General features: G+C 63.1%; 16 protein-coding genes and 1 pseudogene. 3 read left to right on the top strand and 14 right to left on the bottom strand.

Going from position 1 to position 16139, the window contains the following annotated elements:
* Nucleotides 1-7 precede the first annotated feature (7 nt).
* Together NKJ20_RS10660 and NKJ20_RS10655 are read right to left on the bottom strand one after the other, a co-directional pair.
* Complete coding sequence (locus NKJ20_RS10660) at nt 8-604, bottom strand: histidine phosphatase family protein (RefSeq protein ID WP_352743960.1); 597 nt, start codon at nt 602-604, stop codon at nt 8-10.
* Complete coding sequence (locus NKJ20_RS10655) at nt 601-1704, bottom strand: inositol-3-phosphate synthase (RefSeq protein WP_352451533.1); 1104 nt, start codon at nt 1702-1704, stop codon at nt 601-603. Before NKJ20_RS10655 ends, NKJ20_RS10660 begins: the two co-directional genes overlap by 4 nt.
* A gap of 239 nt (nt 1705-1943) precedes the next feature.
* On the opposite strand from NKJ20_RS10655, the gene NKJ20_RS10650 reads away from it, so the two are divergent.
* On the top strand, nt 1944-3689 hold the full coding sequence (locus NKJ20_RS10650; protein WP_352743958.1) for a protein kinase family protein: 1746 nt from the start codon (nt 1944-1946) through the stop codon (nt 3687-3689).
* On the opposite strand, the gene NKJ20_RS10645 is transcribed toward NKJ20_RS10650, so the two are convergent.
* The 9 genes from NKJ20_RS10645 to NKJ20_RS10605 are packed head-to-tail and all read right to left on the bottom strand — an operon-like array spanning nt 3626 to nt 12903.
* Nucleotides 3626-3919, bottom strand: a complete 294-nt coding sequence (locus tag NKJ20_RS10645; RefSeq protein WP_031211608.1) for a hypothetical protein — start codon at nt 3917-3919, stop codon at nt 3626-3628. The two genes, NKJ20_RS10650 and NKJ20_RS10645, sit on opposite strands and share 64 nt — an antisense overlap.
* A 24-nt stretch (nt 3920-3943) precedes the next feature.
* Nucleotides 3944-4990, bottom strand: coding sequence for a UDP-glucuronic acid decarboxylase family protein (locus NKJ20_RS10640; protein ID WP_352743956.1), 1047 nt, complete (start codon nt 4988-4990; stop codon nt 3944-3946).
* 23 nt (nt 4991-5013) lie between these two features.
* On the bottom strand, nt 5014-6123 hold the full coding sequence (locus NKJ20_RS10635; protein ID WP_352743955.1) for a CgeB family protein: 1110 nt from the start codon (nt 6121-6123) through the stop codon (nt 5014-5016).
* A complete protein-coding gene (locus tag NKJ20_RS10630) occupies nt 6120-7214 on the bottom strand; it encodes a CgeB family protein (RefSeq protein ID WP_352743953.1) in 1095 nt (364 codons plus the stop codon). The genes NKJ20_RS10635 and NKJ20_RS10630 overlap by 4 nt, the downstream gene beginning before the upstream one ends.
* Nucleotides 7211-8341: a CgeB family protein gene (locus NKJ20_RS10625; protein WP_352743951.1), complete on the bottom strand. Its 1131-nt coding sequence runs from the start codon at nt 8339-8341 to the stop codon at nt 7211-7213. Before NKJ20_RS10625 ends, NKJ20_RS10630 begins: the two co-directional genes overlap by 4 nt.
* A gap of 2 nt (nt 8342-8343) precedes the next feature.
* Nucleotides 8344-9447 carry a glycosyltransferase family 4 protein gene (locus NKJ20_RS10620; protein ID WP_352743949.1) on the bottom strand — a complete coding sequence of 368 codons (1104 nt, stop codon included), beginning with the start codon at nt 9445-9447 and terminating at the stop codon, nt 8344-8346.
* Nucleotides 9432-10724: a TIGR04295 family B12-binding domain-containing radical SAM protein gene (locus NKJ20_RS10615; RefSeq protein WP_352743947.1), complete on the bottom strand. Its 1293-nt coding sequence runs from the start codon at nt 10722-10724 to the stop codon at nt 9432-9434. Before NKJ20_RS10615 ends, NKJ20_RS10620 begins: the two co-directional genes overlap by 16 nt.
* The gene (locus NKJ20_RS10610) at nt 10721-11800 is read right to left on the bottom strand and encodes an NAD-dependent epimerase/dehydratase family protein (protein ID WP_352743945.1); all 1080 of its coding nucleotides are present in this window, start codon (nt 11798-11800) and stop codon (nt 10721-10723) included. Before NKJ20_RS10610 ends, NKJ20_RS10615 begins: the two co-directional genes overlap by 4 nt.
* Entirely contained in the window at nt 11797-12903 is a 1107-nt protein-coding gene (locus NKJ20_RS10605; RefSeq protein ID WP_352743944.1) for an NAD-dependent epimerase/dehydratase family protein, read from the bottom strand. The genes NKJ20_RS10610 and NKJ20_RS10605 overlap by 4 nt, the downstream gene beginning before the upstream one ends.
* A 258-nt stretch (nt 12904-13161) precedes the next feature.
* On the opposite strand from NKJ20_RS10605, the gene NKJ20_RS10600 reads away from it, so the two are divergent.
* Entirely contained in the window at nt 13162-13434 is a 273-nt protein-coding gene (locus NKJ20_RS10600) for a hypothetical protein (RefSeq protein ID WP_023676123.1), read from the top strand.
* A 6-nt stretch (nt 13435-13440) separates the two neighbouring features.
* On the opposite strand, the gene NKJ20_RS10595 is transcribed toward NKJ20_RS10600, so the two are convergent.
* Both NKJ20_RS10595 and nadE read right to left on the bottom strand, forming a co-directional pair.
* A complete protein-coding gene (locus tag NKJ20_RS10595) occupies nt 13441-13623 on the bottom strand; it encodes a LexA family transcriptional regulator (protein ID WP_352743942.1) in 183 nt (60 codons plus the stop codon).
* 385 nt (nt 13624-14008) lie between these two features.
* On the bottom strand, nt 14009-14842 hold the full coding sequence (gene nadE, locus NKJ20_RS10590) for an NAD(+) synthase (RefSeq protein WP_023676120.1): 834 nt from the start codon (nt 14840-14842) through the stop codon (nt 14009-14011).
* Nucleotides 14843-15021: 179 nt separating this feature from the next.
* Between nadE and NKJ20_RS10585 the strand changes: the two are divergent.
* Nucleotides 15022-15505: pseudogene (locus tag NKJ20_RS10585) on the top strand (transposase); the annotation flags it as partial.
* A gap of 37 nt (nt 15506-15542) precedes the next feature.
* Here the strand turns inward: NKJ20_RS10585 and NKJ20_RS10580 are convergent.
* Nucleotides 15543-16139: a response regulator gene (locus NKJ20_RS10580; RefSeq protein ID WP_352743940.1), complete on the bottom strand. Its 597-nt coding sequence runs from the start codon at nt 16137-16139 to the stop codon at nt 15543-15545.

Genomic DNA, 16139 nt, shown 5'->3' with positions numbered 1-16139 from the left:
TTCCTCGTCAGGCAGCTTCGTTGAGTCTGATCAGCTTCGACCCCCAGTCCCCCCAAACAACCGTGGTGATCGACGCTGGGTCGATATCGAAGCGAAAGCAGTTTCCCAGCGACAGGCCGAGCACCTTGCACACGGCGGCCTTGATGACGTCGGCATGGCTGACAAGTGCGACGCCCTGGTTCTGGTAGGTGCCGCGGACCTGCTCGATCAATGAGACGACGCGTTGCTGCACGTCCAGCATGGTCTCGCCGCTCGGTGTTCTCGCCTGCTGACGCTGGTCGTTCCACACTCGCCAGTCGGCATCCTGGTTCAGCTCTTCGAAGGTCTTTCCCGACCAGGTGCCGAAGTCGATCTCATCGAGTTCCTCGCGGATCACGATCTCACCGGCATTGCAGGCGAGCGCGATCGGGTTGGCAGTCTCCTGCGTGCGTTCGCGCGGGCTGCAGAAGATTGCCGCTATCGCCTCGCGTGCCATGCGGTCTGCCAGATGCGAGGCCTGTGCCTTGCCGGCTTCGCCGAGGCAAACGCCGGCCATCCGTCCGGCAAGATAACAGCCGACATTGTCGTGCGCGGCGTGGCGCACCAGAAAGAACGTCGTCGTCATTCCGCGGCATCGAGCATCGGCTCGTCCTTGCCGGCGATGAAAGAGAGCGTGCGCTGGCGGGCTTCCGCGTCGGTGAACTGCTCGGGCGGCGATTTCATGAAATAGCTGCAGGGACCGGTCAGCGCGCCCGCGATACCGCGGTCGAGCGCCAGCTTGGCGCAACGCACCGCATCGATGACGACGCCGGCCGAATTGGGCGAATCCCACACTTCCAGCTTGAGCTCGGCATTCAGCGGCACACCGCCGAAGGTCGTGCCTTCGACCCGGATATAGGCCCACTTGCGATCGGTCAGCCACGGGACATGGTCGCTCGGCCCGACGTGAATGTTGCCGGGCTCCAGGGGAACGTCGATCTGGCTGGTGACGGATTGCGTCTTTGAGATCTTCTTCGATTCCAGTCGCTCGCGCTCCAGCATGTTGAGGAAGTCGGTGTTGCCGCCGAAATTGAGCTGGTAGGTGCGATCGATACGCACGCCGCGCTCGCGGAACAGGTTGGCGAGCAGACGATGTACGATCGTCGCACCGACCTGGCTCTTGATGTCGTCGCCGATCAGCGGCAGGCCGTGCTGCTCGAAGCGGCGGCGCCACTCCGGCCGCGAGGCGATGAAGACGGGTATGCAGTTGACGAAGGCGCAGCCGGCCTCGAGCGCGCACTCGGCATAAAAGCGCGTTGCCTCCTCCGAACCGACAGGCAGATAGGACACCAGGATTTCGGCGCCGCTTTCGGCGAGGATCTTGCTGATGTTGGCGACGGGGTCGTCGGCCTCCTGGATCTCGTCGCGCAGATATTTGCCGATGCCGTCCAGTGTCGGCCCGCGTTCGACGCGAACGCCGGTAGCCGCCACATCGGCAAAGCGGAAAGTATTGTTCGGCGCGCTGTAGATCGCGTCTGCCACATCGCGTCCGACCTTGCCCTTGGCGACGTCGAAAGCGCAGACCACTTCGATGTCCTTGACATGATAGCCGCCAAGATCGGCATGCATCAGCCCGGGTATGGGCTCATTGCTCCTTGCGTCGCGGTAATAGGTGATGCCCTGAACAAGGGAGGAGGCGCAGTTGCCGACGCCGACTATTCCGATCCGAACTTTCTTCGATCCCACGAAACCGCTGCCTATGCTGTTGAAGGTAAGTTCTTCGTGCCAAACCGCCTGCCTCGCTGATTGTTCCTTGCCGGCTGCAAAAATCGTGCAACCGATGGTGGATCAAAGTAGCGCTCGCCGAGTTGTGCAGTGAGGCCAACCGGGACGGGACAATGATCGTCTATGGCGACCACAAGCGAATTGAGAGCGCGGGATATGTTCGCGGCTCAGCCTGCAAAGCGGCCGGGCACATTGCGGACATGCCAAGCGGGATCGAACGCCACGCAGCCCTGGTCGGCCTGTTCATCAAGATCTCGGAATTGGTCCAGGGCCTTGCCGATGCTGAATTCGAGGCCAACTGCATGGACAGGAATTCCCGACAGCGGATCGCGGGCGCAAATCTCCTGGTCGGCTTGGCCCGGGACGTGGGCAGATCGTGGGCGGCCGGATTCGCGATCGACGGCCCGGTCCGTGCGGACGTGCCGCGAATGCTGGCCGAACTCGATTGCGACGGCGAAATCCTCATCGACACGGCCGAGGGCTACGCCCATTACGCGCTCTATCCGGAGAGCTATTTCGTCGCCGCGCGGCAGTCGGGTCTCGATGCGAACACATGCGTAATCGGCATCCGCAGCATCGGCCTGGGGCTTGCAGCGATGGTGGCTGCAGCCATCGGCGCACCGGCACCCGTCAGCGTCCGTCCGACCGGTCATCCGTTTCGCAGGCGGCTTGCCGCCGATCCGGAACTGATCGGTAGCTGGATGACGAAGCCGTCGGCCCGCTTTGCCATCGTCGACGAAGGCCCGGGCCTGTCAGGAAGTTCGTTTCACGCCGTCGTCGCATGGCTGCAAAGGCTGGGCATCGATGCCGGGCGCATCCATCTGTTCCCCAGCCATTCGGGTGGGCCGGGTCCCGAGGCATCGGCGGACAGTCGTGAGGCATGGACGGTTTGCCAAAAACACACCGCGGATTTCGAACGGACTTTCCCCGCTGGATCCGCTGTCCCGACGTTGCGGGATTGGGTGGCCAGGACGATCGGCCGCACAGCGGCCAGCCTGACCGAAACATCCGCCGGAGAGTGGCGTCGCTTGCACTATGGCTCGCTGGATCATTGGCCACCTGTTCACCGCGGCTTCGAGCGGCGAAAGTTCCTCGCTTTTGCGGGCCGGGGAAAATGGTCGGTCAAATTCGTTGGCCTCGGCGAAATCGGAATGCAAAAGGCCGAGACCGCCAGGAAGCTGCACGATGCAGGCTTTGGCCCGGAAGTCGCCGGGCTGTGCCATGGCTTTCTCGTCGAACGCTGGATCGACGGTGCAACGCTGGACCGGGCAAGGCTTTCGAAAGAAAAAATGGTCACTCGTCTCGCGCACTATCTGTCCTGGCGGGCAGCCAATCTGCCCGCCTCCGAACCGGGCGCCTCGCTGGAGGCGCTTGCCGACATGGCCGTGCGGAATACAAGCGAGGCTTTGGGCGAAAGCCGCGCGGCGGAGCTGCGGAACTGGTTCTCGAAACAGGCTCCACCAAAGACCATGCAGCGGGTCGAAATCGACGGGCGGCTTCATCCGTGGGAGTTCATCCTTTCGCGCGGCGGAACGCTGATCAAGACGGACGCCCTCGACCATTGTCGGTCGCACGATCTGGTCGGCTGCCAGGACATCGCCTGGGACATTGCTGGCGCCCGTGTCGAGTACAGCCTCGCCGACGCGGCGACTGCGGCACTGCGCAAAGCTGTCGAGGCGACTACGTCTCGTCCCGTCGATGCCAAACTGGTCCACTACTACGAGCCCTGCTATCTCGCCTTCCAGCTTGGCTTGTGGAGCATGGCTGAGCGATCGGGCGATGATCGGGAACAGATCCGGCTGGCGGCCGCGGCAAGACGTTACGCTGCCGCGCTGCTTCGTTTCCTGGAAAGCCAAGGCGACCTGCCGCCGCTCGAGCGGGATCAGTCCAGCCGGCGCAGCATATCCGCTTCCTTTTCGAGGATGGCCGCCACCTCCTCGCGCTGAAGATGCGTCATCATCAGGCTCACACAACATTCCAGATAGGTGATGGAGGCGCGCCGCAGGAAGGCAGCCGTCTCCTTTGCGGCCATTTGTTCGATGTCTTTGGCGGATCGCTTCGGATGCACAATCGTCTCCATGCCGGTACCTTGACAGAACCAGAAGCTGGACGGGTTGTTCCCGCGACGAGAAAAAGTGACCAAATCCGAGACGACGGCGCTTTCCGTCGTGACCAAGCAGCGGCCAGACGCTCCCCGCCTTCAGGCCGGCAGGTTTTGCAGCCGGCCTGAGGCAGAACGCACGGTGGCGCCAATTCGACGTCTTCTGTCGACCATCTGCGCCGTCTCAAGCTCGGCAAAATAGGCGATTGTGCGCATCAAACCCTGCCTGAGCGGCACTTTGGGCGACCAGCCGAGAAGCTTCCTTGCACGGGAAATGTCGGGTTGCCGACGACGAGGATCGTCTTGCGGCAGCGGCAGGAATTTCAAGTCCGATTTGGTGGCGGTCATGCCTCTCACCAGGCCCGCCAGTTGCAGGATGGTGAACTCCCCCGGATTGCCTAGATTGATCGGCTGGCGCGGATTGGGATTGACCTCCATCAACCGGATCAAGCCGTCGACCAGATCGGAAACGTAGCAGAACGACCTGGTCTGCAGCCCGTCGCCGAATATCGTCAGCGGCCGTCTCTCGAGTGCCTGCATGATCAGATTGGAAACGATCCGTCCGTCCGCAGGGTCCATCCTGGGACCATAGGTGTTGAAGATGCGCGCGACACGGATATCGGCTTTTCCCATTCTCAGATAGTCGAAGCACAAGGTTTCGGCGGTGCGCTTGCCTTCGTCATAGCAGGCACGGGGGCCGATGCAGTTCACGTGGCCGACATAGTCTTCCTTCTGCGGATGCTGTTCGGGATCGCCATAAATTTCGCTGGTGGACGCCTGCACGAACCAGGCGCCATTGCGGGCGGCGAGCTCCAGCAGATTGAGCGTTCCGATGACGCAAGTCCGTGTCGTGTGGACCGGGTCGGCCTGATAGCGCGGCGGCGAGGCCGCGCACGCCATGTTGAAGATGCGGTCAACCGGTTCGCCAAGCTCCAACGGTCGGCAAATGTCCTGCTTGATCAACCGAAAATCCGGACGATCGGCGATCGATGCTATGTTCTCCATGCGGCCGGTAAGGAAATTGTCGACGCAGATCACGCGCCAGCCGGCCTGGAGCATTGTCTCGCAAAGATGCGAACCGAGGAAACCGGCGCCGCCGGCGACAAGCACGGTCCTGGTCCGTTGCGCCTTTCTTGATAGCTGCATCTCTATTTTCTCCCGTCTGCGGGTCATGCTGCGCTCTCGACATCCAGATCGAGAGCAGAACGTGGCGATTTGGCCTGCGCCAGCAGCGAAACGAATTCGCGGGCTCTCGCGGTGCTTGTGTGGGCTGCCAGGATGAGCGCGCGCGCTTGCCTGGCCATGGCAAGCCGGGCGCTGTCGGATTCCCCAGACAGGATGCCGATTACGTCCTCGGTCCTGCGCGCCGTGTGGATCGTCCGCTCTGGAAACAGGCTGTCCAGTCCGGCCCAGCTATCGCTGATGATCGCCGTGCCGCAGGCGGCTGCCTCGAAGAGGCGTACGCTGGGCGACCATCCGGCCGCGATCATGGAACTGCGCGTGACGTTCAACGTGTAGCGTTGGCGGCTATAAAAGGCGGCGTGATCTGCCGGCGGCAGGTGTTCGATGCGATCGACATTGTCCGGCCAGGCGATTTCGCGCGGATATTGCGAGCCTGCCACGACGAAGCGGCGCTCCGGCATGCGACGCGCCGGTTCGAACAGCAGGGCCTCCAGCGTCGCCTGGCGGTCGGGGCTGTAGGTGCCGAGATAGCCGAGATCCCAGCGGATTGGATCACCGGTTCCGTGATGCCGTTCCGGGTCGACGGAGCAGTAGAGCGGCTCGGCCCGCCTCGCGCCGAATTCCGCCGTCAGACGGGCAAGCGTCGGCCCGCCGGTGAAGGAGAAGTAGACGTCGAAATACGGGACCTGCCGCCTGGCAATGTACTCGCAATCATCGGTCGAAAGCTTTGCCAGCGTGATCGGCGTGTCGATGTCGTAGAAGCAGAACTGACCCGTGCATAGCGATGCCACGACGTCGATGATTTCAGGGCCTTCGGGAACGAAGGAGCCGACGACCACGATATCGGCATCGCGCAGGCAGCGCGCAAAATTGCGGCGAAGATCATCGATCGTTTCATAGTAGCGCAAGGCGCAGAAATCGGGATCGCGCAGATCCCGGTGACTTGCGTACCACGGCACGTCGCGTTCGAGAAAGGTGACGCGGTGACCGAGTTCGTGGAAACCTTTAAGCAGCCCCCGAAAGGTGGTGGCGTGGCCGTTTCCCCAGGATGAGGAGAGCGACAGGCCAAGAAAGACGATGTCGAGCGGCTTTGTCATTCGGCCGCCTCCACGGTCGGACGCTCGAAATGGCGCCTGAAGATAGCGTCGGCTAAAACGGCACGTGTCGTATAGGTATGTTCGCCAAGCACGCGCCGAAGCGCCGATGTCCCGATCGCCTTAGCCCGTTCGGCACTAAGGCTTTGCATGATCTCGGCGACGTCCTCGCCATCGCGCGCGACCAGGATTTCCTCGCCGGGTTTCAGGAACAGGTCGACGCCGAGCCAGGCGTCGGTGATGAGGCATGCGCCGGCGCCCGCCGCCTCAAAAACGCGCGTCGCAGGTGAAAAGCCATTGGCCGCCATGCTGTCGCGGCTGATGTTCAGCACCGCCTTGGCCGTGACGTTCAATGCATTGTGGTCGCGCGTGCCGACATGGCCGAGCCATCGGACATTGGCGGGCATCTGCTTGTCGCCCCAGCCCGATCCGCCGAGCAGGAAGCGCTGATCGGCGGAGCGGCCGGCCGGGTCGAGGAAGAAGGCCTCGACGCGCGCCTCGCGGTCCGGCAGCCGGTTGCCGAGAAAGGCGAGATCGCAGGCAAAGCGAATGTCCTTGCCGACCGGATGATGCGTTTCCGGATCGAGCGCGTTGTAGATCGGCACGCATTCGGCCGCCCCCATTGCCCGATAGGCCCAGACCACCGGGTCGCCGCCGCCATAGGTCAGCACGAGGGCGATTTCCTGCAGCGCGCGATGCAGCGGATGGTCGGGCTCGTCGCGTAACTGGCCAAGCGTCGCCGGCGCATCGACATCCCAGAATACGGTGAGCGCATCGGCACGGGCGTGATCGAGCACCGCCCGCAACAGCGCGTCGTCGGCGAAACCGACGCCGCTCGCCTTGACGACGATATCTGCCTCCGCCGCCCGCGCCGCCACCTGCATCAGCGCCTGTGGGGTCGCCTCATAGACGACGACGGCACACCAGTCCGGCGCCTCGATGTCGCGGTTCTTCTGGCGATCGTAGACATCGGGCTCATAGAAGGTGATGTCATAGCCGAGCCTGGCCAGAGCCTTGAGCAGCCCGCGGTAATAGGTGGCCGCGCCGTTCCAGTAGGACGACAGCAGGCTTGACCCGTAAAATGCAATCTTCATTCGGCGGCCTCCGTTGCAAGGATCGTGTCGGCGGCTTGGCGGCGCCCGCATTCGGCGAGCACGCCGAACAATTGATCCGCCCGGTGCCGGCATGTGTGCCGCAAGCGGATGGTCTCGAGGCCCGATGTCGCCAGAGAAGCGGCGAGATCCGCGTCGTGCAGCACGGCGCGAAGATGACGCCGCATCTCGGAACCGTTGTTTGCAAACAGAAAATCTACGCCGGGCCTGAACAGGCGTTCGACATCGGACCACGGCGCCGAAACGAGCGGGATGCCGCAGGCGAGCGCCTCGAACATGCGGATGGTCGGGATGCCGGGCAGGCTTTCGCGGTATGGACGCCTGGGGATGTGCACTGTGATGCGGTTTGCTGCAAACGCCTTCGGCACGTCGGCGTTGGCGATCCAACCTTCGTAGTGCAGGCCGGCGGCCGCAAGGTCGGCGAGCGCTTGCCGTGGATAGCGAACGCCGTGGACAGTGCCGCTCAATCCTAGCTCACGCACCGGCTCGACCAGGAATTCCCCGATTTCGGCGCTGCGCTCGTCGTCGCCCCAATTGCCGATCCAGATCAGGTCGGCGCTGCGCTCGATTTCAGGATGGGGCTGGAACAGATGGTCATCGGCTGCCTCGTGCCAGGTAAAGACCCGCTTGCCCCATCCGGCGCGAAGATAGCTTTCCCGCAGCGCCTCGCCGAAGGCGAGCACGCCGTCGTAATGTTCAAGCTGCAAGGCAGAAATCGCTTGCGTGGCCGAGATGACGCGATGGTGCGTGTCGTGGAACAGCAGCGTGAAACGGCCGCCAGTTGCTTTCGCCTTGCCCAGCCGCGCAACAAGGTCCGGCTCGGTCCACTCATGCACGATCACCACATCGGCATCGGATATCCAGGCTTCGTGGTCGAAAGCGGCATCGTAGGTCACCGGCATCAACTCGGGGAAATCCTTCCGGAATCGCTCGATCGCGAAGGACCCTTTCTCGGCTACCAGGTTCGACCGGCTCCAACCGTCGGCGGGTTCCAGCGCGATCGTCTGGTGCCCGCGCGCGACCAGCTCACGCATGATGCCGCGCAGGAAATGTGCGTTGCCGTGGTTCCAGTCGGAAACGATCGAATGGGTGTAGAACAAAAACCGCATGATCAACTATCCGCCATGGTGGCCAGGGCCGCCTTGTCGTAGACGCCGCGCATGGCAGTCGCCTGTCTTGCCAATGAAAATCTGCGGCTTCGGCGGGCGGCTGCCTCACCGAGTTCTCGCCGGCGCTGCGCGTCGCTACAAAGGTTGTTGATGCATCTGGCGAGATCGTCCGGATCGCGCGCGTCGTAGAATAAGGCCGCGCCGTCCCACAATTCGCGATAGGTCGAGATATCGGCGAGCACCAAAGGCGTCTTCGACATCGCGGCTTCCAGCGTGGCCAGACCGAACGGTTCGTAGAGCGACGGCGATACGAAAATGCCGGCCCGGGCCATCAGCAAGCGCACTTCCTCATGCGGCACCGGCCCGACGGGAACCGCATGACTGAAGCCAACATGCTGGCCGTCCGGCCCTTGCAGCGAACCGGCGACGAAAACCGGCCATTGCGTCAGGGAGGCGGCCTGGTCCAGCACCGCCGCATTCTTTCCTTCGTCCCACCAGCGCGCGGCGGCGAAAACGACCGATTCCCGCCTTTCGCTCTTCGCGCCGGGCCGTGCGCCGTTGCCGACGACGCTCAGGCGCGCGATCGGCCCGTAGCAGGTTTCGAGCATGTCGGCATGGCTGCGGCTGGGCGCAACGACCATGCCTGCTTTGTCGAAACCGCGCCGGTTGCGGTCCTTCTGCCAAGCCCATTCGCCGTCTGCCGCCTGTCCTTTGACGGCGTGGAACCATGTCACCACGCAGGAATGCGACACCGCCACGACGGGGCAGGGCACGTCCAGCCCCGCAGCCTGCGTCGGCGCATTGAGATGGAGGACGTCGATGGCGTAGTCACGTATGAGTGGGTGCAGCTCCTGCTGCAATGTGTCGAGATCGTGCTCGTTGCGGGTCATCCAGTCGGGCGGTGTGGCGAGCCAGGTCAGCGCCGCGAATGACTGGGCCTCCTCGGCCTGCTGCCTGGACGGTTCCGGACCAAGCCCGGCAAGCACGACGCTGTCGCCGCCGGCGACCAGTTGCCTGGCCAGATCGAGCGCATAACGCCAGACGCCCCCAACGGCATCGACAGTCATCAGGATACGCCGCGGCCGCGGGCTCAGTGTCCGCAACATGTGGCCTCCAATTCGGCCAGCGGACGCGGCCGCTTCTCCTGGATGTCGCTGAACGTTCGGAAGGATGCGAGATAATGTTCATGCGCGCGCTCCCAGGCGAGATCGTCCGGCTCGCCCCAAAGTTCGCGGTAGCTCGGCGAACTCGGATAAGGATACAGCGGCACCGGTTCGTTGGCCCAAACGCCGTTGTCGATCAGGTGCTTCCGCCAATAATCGACGAGCGCGGGATCGTCCTCGACCACGCCGATCAGATTGGCCTGCACGAACGGCACGTGGCGCCTTGCGTCGACCAGCAGCGCGGCCAGCTCCTCGGTGCCCAAACGGCAGCGTTTTGCCAGCATGGCGCGGCCTTCCACAGTCAAGCTTTCGAGCCCCGCCTCTATGGAGACGCAGCCGGCGGCGCCGAGCAGCCTCAGCAGTTCCGGTTTCCAGAGGTCGATACGGGTCTGCACGCCGAACTTCACATCGCGATCGACCAGCGCCTCCAGCAAAGCCTTTTGCGGCAGGAAGATCTCGTCGATGAAGTAGATGTAGCCGACGCCCTGTGCGATCAGCCGGTCGATCTCCGCGATCACTGCTTCGTGGTTCCGGCGGCGATAGGCATCGCGGAAATCGATCTTGGCGCAGAAGCTGCAATTGTACGGGCAGCCGCGCGACGCCTCGACCTCCGCACCGAAACCGACCTGGTTGTCGTCGAAGCGGTGATGGTGGTGCGAATGCGCGGCAATCCAGTCCGACGGCCATTCGAGCGGCGGGTGATCGATGAACGAGCTCGCATGCACGCCGCCGTTCGAGACCAGTTTTCCATCCTCGAAATGGGCGGTGGACGGCACCGCGCTCCAGTCGTCGCGCCGGGCAAGTTCAGCGACCACTTCCTCGCATTCGCCGCGCACGACAATGTCGACGCCAAGCTTGCGTAATGTCGGCGCCGGCGTCGCCGAGCCATGCGGACCGACGGCGACGGTGCGCCCGCCGCGTCCGGCAAGCCGGTTGAGGAAATCGGCCGGCACCCGCAACTCGGGCGGTGCACAGCGCCAGAACAGGTAGGTCGGCGCGGTGCTGACGACGGTCATGTCAGGCTCGAATGCGGCGACGCGATCGGCGAGCGCGGCGTTGTCGAGCTTCTGGATCTGCCCGTCCAGCATCAGCACCTCGTGGCCGGCGGCTTCGAGCAGCGCTTTCGAATAGCCGAGTTCGAGCGGCAGATGCGGCTGGCGGCAGCCGAAATAGATGCTGTCCTGGTACGTCCAGGACGGATTGACCAGAGCGACCCTCATGCCACGTACCTCGCCGGTTCGGGATGCGGGTCGAGGCGATGACGCTGCAGCCAGTCGGCGAGGTCGCGGATGCCGTTTTGCCACGGGACGTGCGCTTTCCATCCCAGTGCCGCCTCGATCGCCCGTGTGTCGGCGACGAAGAACGGTTGGTCGCCGGTGCGTTCGCGGTCGTAACGAATCGGAACGTCCCGTTTCGTTATGTTGCGGATCTCCTTCAGCAGCATGCGCAGGCTGACGGCGTTTTCCGGTCCGCCGCCGAGATTGAATGCTTGGCCCTTGATCGCCTCGATGCGGTCGAGCACGGCGCGATAAGCCGCGACCGCGTCGGCAACATGGAGGATGTCGCGCACCTGCTTGCCATCACCGTAGATGGTGATCGGCCGGTCGGAGAACGCGTTAAGCAGGAAATGGGCGACCCAGCCCTGATCCTCCGTCCCGAACTGGCGCGGTCCATAGATGCAGCTCATGCGCAGCACCGCCGTCGGCAGATCGTATGACTTGGCGTAGTCGAGGACATACTGGTCCGCCGCGCCCTTGGAGCAGCCATAGGGCGTGCAGAAATCGAGGCCGCGCGTCTCGTCGACGCCGTGCGCTCGGATGCCCGCATCGCAAGGCGCGTATCTGCCGTCTTCTTCGCGCATGGCAAGGTCGGCGAGGCGGCCATAGACCTTGTTGGTGCTGGCGAAAACGACGGGGATGCGCTTGCCGCTGCGGCGAGCGGCTTCCAGGACGTTGAACGTCCCGCGCAGGTTGATGTCGAAATCCTCGTCCGGCCGAACCAGGCTCGTGGTGACGGCGGTCTGCGCGGCAAAGTGGAAAACCGCCCTCGAGCCTGCCACCAACGGCGTGAGCGCCTCGGCGTCACGGACATCGGCGATTTCGACAGCGAGGCGGTTGCCGTGCTTTTGCGTCAGCCATTCCAGGTTCTGTTCGACGCCGGGACGGCTCAGATTGTCGATGACCAGCACCGGCTCGCCGTCCGACAACAGGCTGTCGGCGAGGTTCGAGCCGATGAAGCCGCTGCCGCCGATAATGGCGACGGGCGCATCGTGAAAATTGCGTGAATCCGGTCTCATGATACAAGCCCTCGCGCTTCGAGTTCCCGCTTCATCTCGGCGCTGCGATCGATGGCGACCGTGTTACGCACCCAGGCGACGAAATCGCCGAGCGAATGCTCCAGCCGGTGCTGCGGCTGGAAGCCGAGCAGTTCGCGCGCCTTGGAGATGTCGGCAAAGCAGTTGCGGATATCGCCGGAGCGTGCCTTGCCGAGGATTTCGGGCTGGCGGCCAGGCACGCCCATCGCTTCGGCGAGCAGCCGGGCGACCTCGCTGACCGCGTAGGCCCGCCCGCTGCCGATGTTGATGACGTGACCGCGCGCCTGGGGCTGTTCCAGCGCCAGCCGGAAGGCGAGGGCGACATCGCGTACATGAACGAAGTCGCGCTGCTGTTCGCCGTCTTCGAAAATCAGCGGCCGCTGGCCATTGGCGATGCGCGAGGCGAAGTTCGCCAACACGCCGGTATACGGGTTGGAGAGTGCCTGTCCGGCACCGAAGACATTGAACAGGCGCAGCGCCACCGCATCGACGCCATAGGCTTCGCCGAAGATCAGCACGGCTCGTTCCTGGGCATATTTCGTCAGCGCGTAGATCGAGGCGAGGTCGACCGGTTTCTGCTCGTCGGTCGGCAGCGGCAACAGGACTTCACCTTCCGGCGACAGGGGATTCCATTGGCCGCTACGGATGTCGTCCGGCTGCCGTCTTGCATTGTCGATGCGCCGGCCGTCCGGCGTGGCATAGAGACCCTCCCCATAGACGCTCATCGACGACGCAACGACGATCCGTTCGATCGGCCGTTTGATCAGTGCCTCCAGCAACGTGGCGGTGCCGAGGTCGTTGGCGCCCACATAGCGGGCGATCTCGTACATGGACTGGCCGACGCCCACTTCAGCCGCCAGGTGAATGATCGCGTCGACATCGTCGACCGCCTCTGCGACGGCATCGCGATCGCGAACGTCGCCTTTGATCAGCTTGGCGCCTGGCGGCAGGCTGATTGCCTCGCCGCCATGCACCTGGTCCAGCAGCGCATCGAGAATTGAAACCCCATAGCCATGTTCAACGAGTTCCTGGGCGACGTGGCGGCCGATAAAACCGCAGCCTCCCGTGACCAGTATACGTTTCACGACAACTCCTCATACGAATGGCTTTGCCGCCCCAAACTTCCGGGCGAAAGGTTTGTTCCCTTGCTTCAACAAAGTTCAGGAGGCTCGCCGGGGTAGGTTCAACCAGGCGTGGGAACATCGAAGGCTGCTTGGTGTTAGGAGCCATGTTCGACCAACCGCGCGCACATGCCGGGCAGCGATGCATCTGCTGGTTGTGTGGAGGCAGACCGGCAACGCGGGGGGTCTCGCGGTCTGCGGTGGAATCGAAGGGAGATTGCGATGTCTGAATCGAAGACGACCACCGATCACGACGAAATCCGCCGTTGGGCCGAGGATCGCGACGGGCGGCCGGCGGTGGTGCGCACCAAGGGCGAGGGCGGCATACTGCGCATCGACTTCGGCGAGCCTGAAGAGACGTTCGAGCCCGTTGAATGGGACGAGTTCTTCAGGATCTTCGATGAGAACGAACTGGCGTTCCTCTACCAGGATGAGACCAGCGGCGGAAAGACTAGCCGCTTCAACAAGTTCGTCGAGCGCAGCCGGAAAGGCTAACATCGTCTAGTACCCCTGCACAGAGGATTCGACGGGTTCGATGGGTTGTAGCCTGGGTAGGATATCGGGTTTGACGAGCAGTTCAATGCTGCGCGCGAGGCCCGGTTGCCTGTGGATCAATCCGGCCCGCTCGAGGGTGAGCACCATCTGATGGACGGAAGGCGCGGTGACGCTGAAGAAGCGCTGCATGTCGCGTTGGCCGCAGAACTATTCGAGACGACGGAAGCGATCGAGCGCGTCCTCGTCATAAGGGAGGCCTCCCAACTCTCGGGGTGCGCCGAGGCTAGACTTCGCCTGGAAAAGGCGACGACGCGCATCATCGACTATGGCGGCGGCGACCTCACGCAAGAACCCTTTCACGTGAGGATCGTGCTTGCAGATGGCGTCGCCGCCTACGTCGGATCGGCCAACCTGCTCAGGCGCTCGAAGGCAGCAAACCCGAGTGCGGAATGTTATCGACGGTCCGGCTGTTCATGCCGTCAAAGTGCTCATCGATGCGGTTGCCAACATGGCGGAAGCAATCTCCACCAGGTGCTGACCACGAAACGGTATCATGGAACTATTGCCAATGCCGTCATGGCGAGAGTGTTAGCGCAATCGCTGTCACCGGAAGCGCGCGCTTATGTGCCGTGCTGGAATGCACATGAAGAATCCGCGTCCGCGCGGCCTCGTCGATTTCCTTGCCTTCGAGGAAATCGTCGATCTGTTCATACGTGACGCCATGGGCATCTTCGTCAGGACGAAGCGGGACAAGGTTCTCCAGGTCGGCGGTCGGGATCTTGTCGACGAGTTCGGGCGGAGCGCCCAGATGCGCGGCCAAGGCTCGCACCCTGCGTTTGTTTAGCCCCGAAAGAGGAAGGATATCGGCGGCGCCGTCGCCGAACTTGGTGAAGAAGCCCATCAGTGCCTCGGCCGCATGGTCGGTGCCGATGACCAGTCCTCGGCTGGCGCCGGCGAGCGCGAACTGGGCAATCATGCGCTGACGCGCCTTGATGTTGCCAAGCAAGAAATCCTCGCGGCCTGCGTCGCCGAACTCGACACCAGCCCGCTTGATCGAATCTAGCATTGCGTCGGCAGCCGGCTTGATGTCGACCCGATGCACTTCGTCCGCCCCTATGGTGTCCAAAGCCCGCTGGGCGTCGCTCTCGTCGGCCTGGTTGCCATACGGGAGCCGAACGGCCAGGAATTTGGCGTCGTATCCAGCCGTTCGCAGTTCCTCAACGGCCCGTTGAGCCAGAAGGGCCGCGGCAAGTGAATCCACCCCGCCGCTGATCCCCAGCACATAGGTGCTGAGCCCCGATGCACGCAGATACGTGCCGAGAAAGTCGATACGCCGGCGTGCCTCCAGCGCGACGTCAACACTGGGAGCGACACCCAACGCGTTGATAATCATTTCCTGTTCGGTCATTGGCAGTGGGTGGTCCTGATATCACAGCAATGACGGGTTCGATGGGTTGTAGCCTGGGTAAGATATCGGGTTTGACGAGCAGTTCAATGCTGTGCGCGAGGCTGGGTTGCCTGCGGATCAATCCAGCGCGCTCAAGGGCGAGCACCATCTGATGGACGGAAGGTGCGGTGACGCCGAAGAAGCGCAACGGCACCGCAAACCTGTTCGTCTCCTCGACGCGCATCGTTCCTGGCGTGAGGTCAAGGTCGCCGAACGGCGCGCAGCACAAGACTTTGCCCACTGCATGCGCGACCTCGTCGATATTCATTACCCCAGGCCGAACGCGTCGGGGTGGTGCTCGACAATCTATCAACCCACACGCCCGCCGCGCCCTATCAGGCCCTGCCGCCATCAGAGGTGCGACGCATCCTGCGACGGCTGGAGTTCCACTACACGCCCAAGCACGCCAGCTGGCTCAACATGGTCGAGATCGAAATCGGCGTTCTGCGCGGCCAGTGCCTCGATCGTCGCATCGACAGCTACGATCGCCTCGTCACAGAGACCGCTTTCTGGGAGCACCTGCGAAACAAAACTAGCGCCCGCCGCAACTGGATGTTCTCAACCGAACAGGCGCGCCTCAAATTGGCCAAGGCCTATCCAAAGCCAACCGCCAAAGAGTCATAATCCCTGTGCAGAGGTACTAGTTGCCGGCCGGGCATGGTCAGTGCAGCAGGTTTGCTCCGCGTGCCTTGACGATGTTTCGCATGATGCCGTTAAGCCAGTCCTCGGTGGAGGAACCGGATCGTCTCCTGTCGATCTCGCCGATCGCCTGCTCGAGCGTCCGCTCGACCAGCCGGTCGGAAGCGTCAACGTCTCCCAGCAGCAGACGCGCTGCGAGCCTGAGCTTAGGCAGCAGGGAAAATACGTCGTCTGACGGCTCGGTCGCCAGATTTCCGCTTGATGCTTTGGGCTCGGAGGGGAAGAGAGCTTCGAAAACAGCCTGGCCGTCCGAGGATTTTCTGAGGCTGCTGGCATACCGAAGGCGCTCAGGAATAACGATGTCTTCGTCGCCGCTGAAAAACACGAACGGCACGCCGCGGCGCATCAGTTCGTCCGCGATCGGGAATACCCGTCTTCCGTTGAGATTGACGTCCAGGATTGCGGCTTCCGCCTCATCGGTATGCTTCGACGCCTGTTCGACTGTCGCCACGGGGCCAAGCACGACGGCGCCCATCTTGCTGAAATAACGTGCAAGATCGCCCGCCAGCATCCATTCGTCCTCGACGATCAGGATATGCAAGCCTTGCAGGTCGCGCAC

This window comes from Mesorhizobium sp. M0185, from assembly GCF_040322175.1.
GTDB lineage: Bacteria > Pseudomonadota > Alphaproteobacteria > Rhizobiales > Rhizobiaceae > Mesorhizobium.
This window is presented reverse-complemented; position numbering and strand designations above follow the sequence as displayed.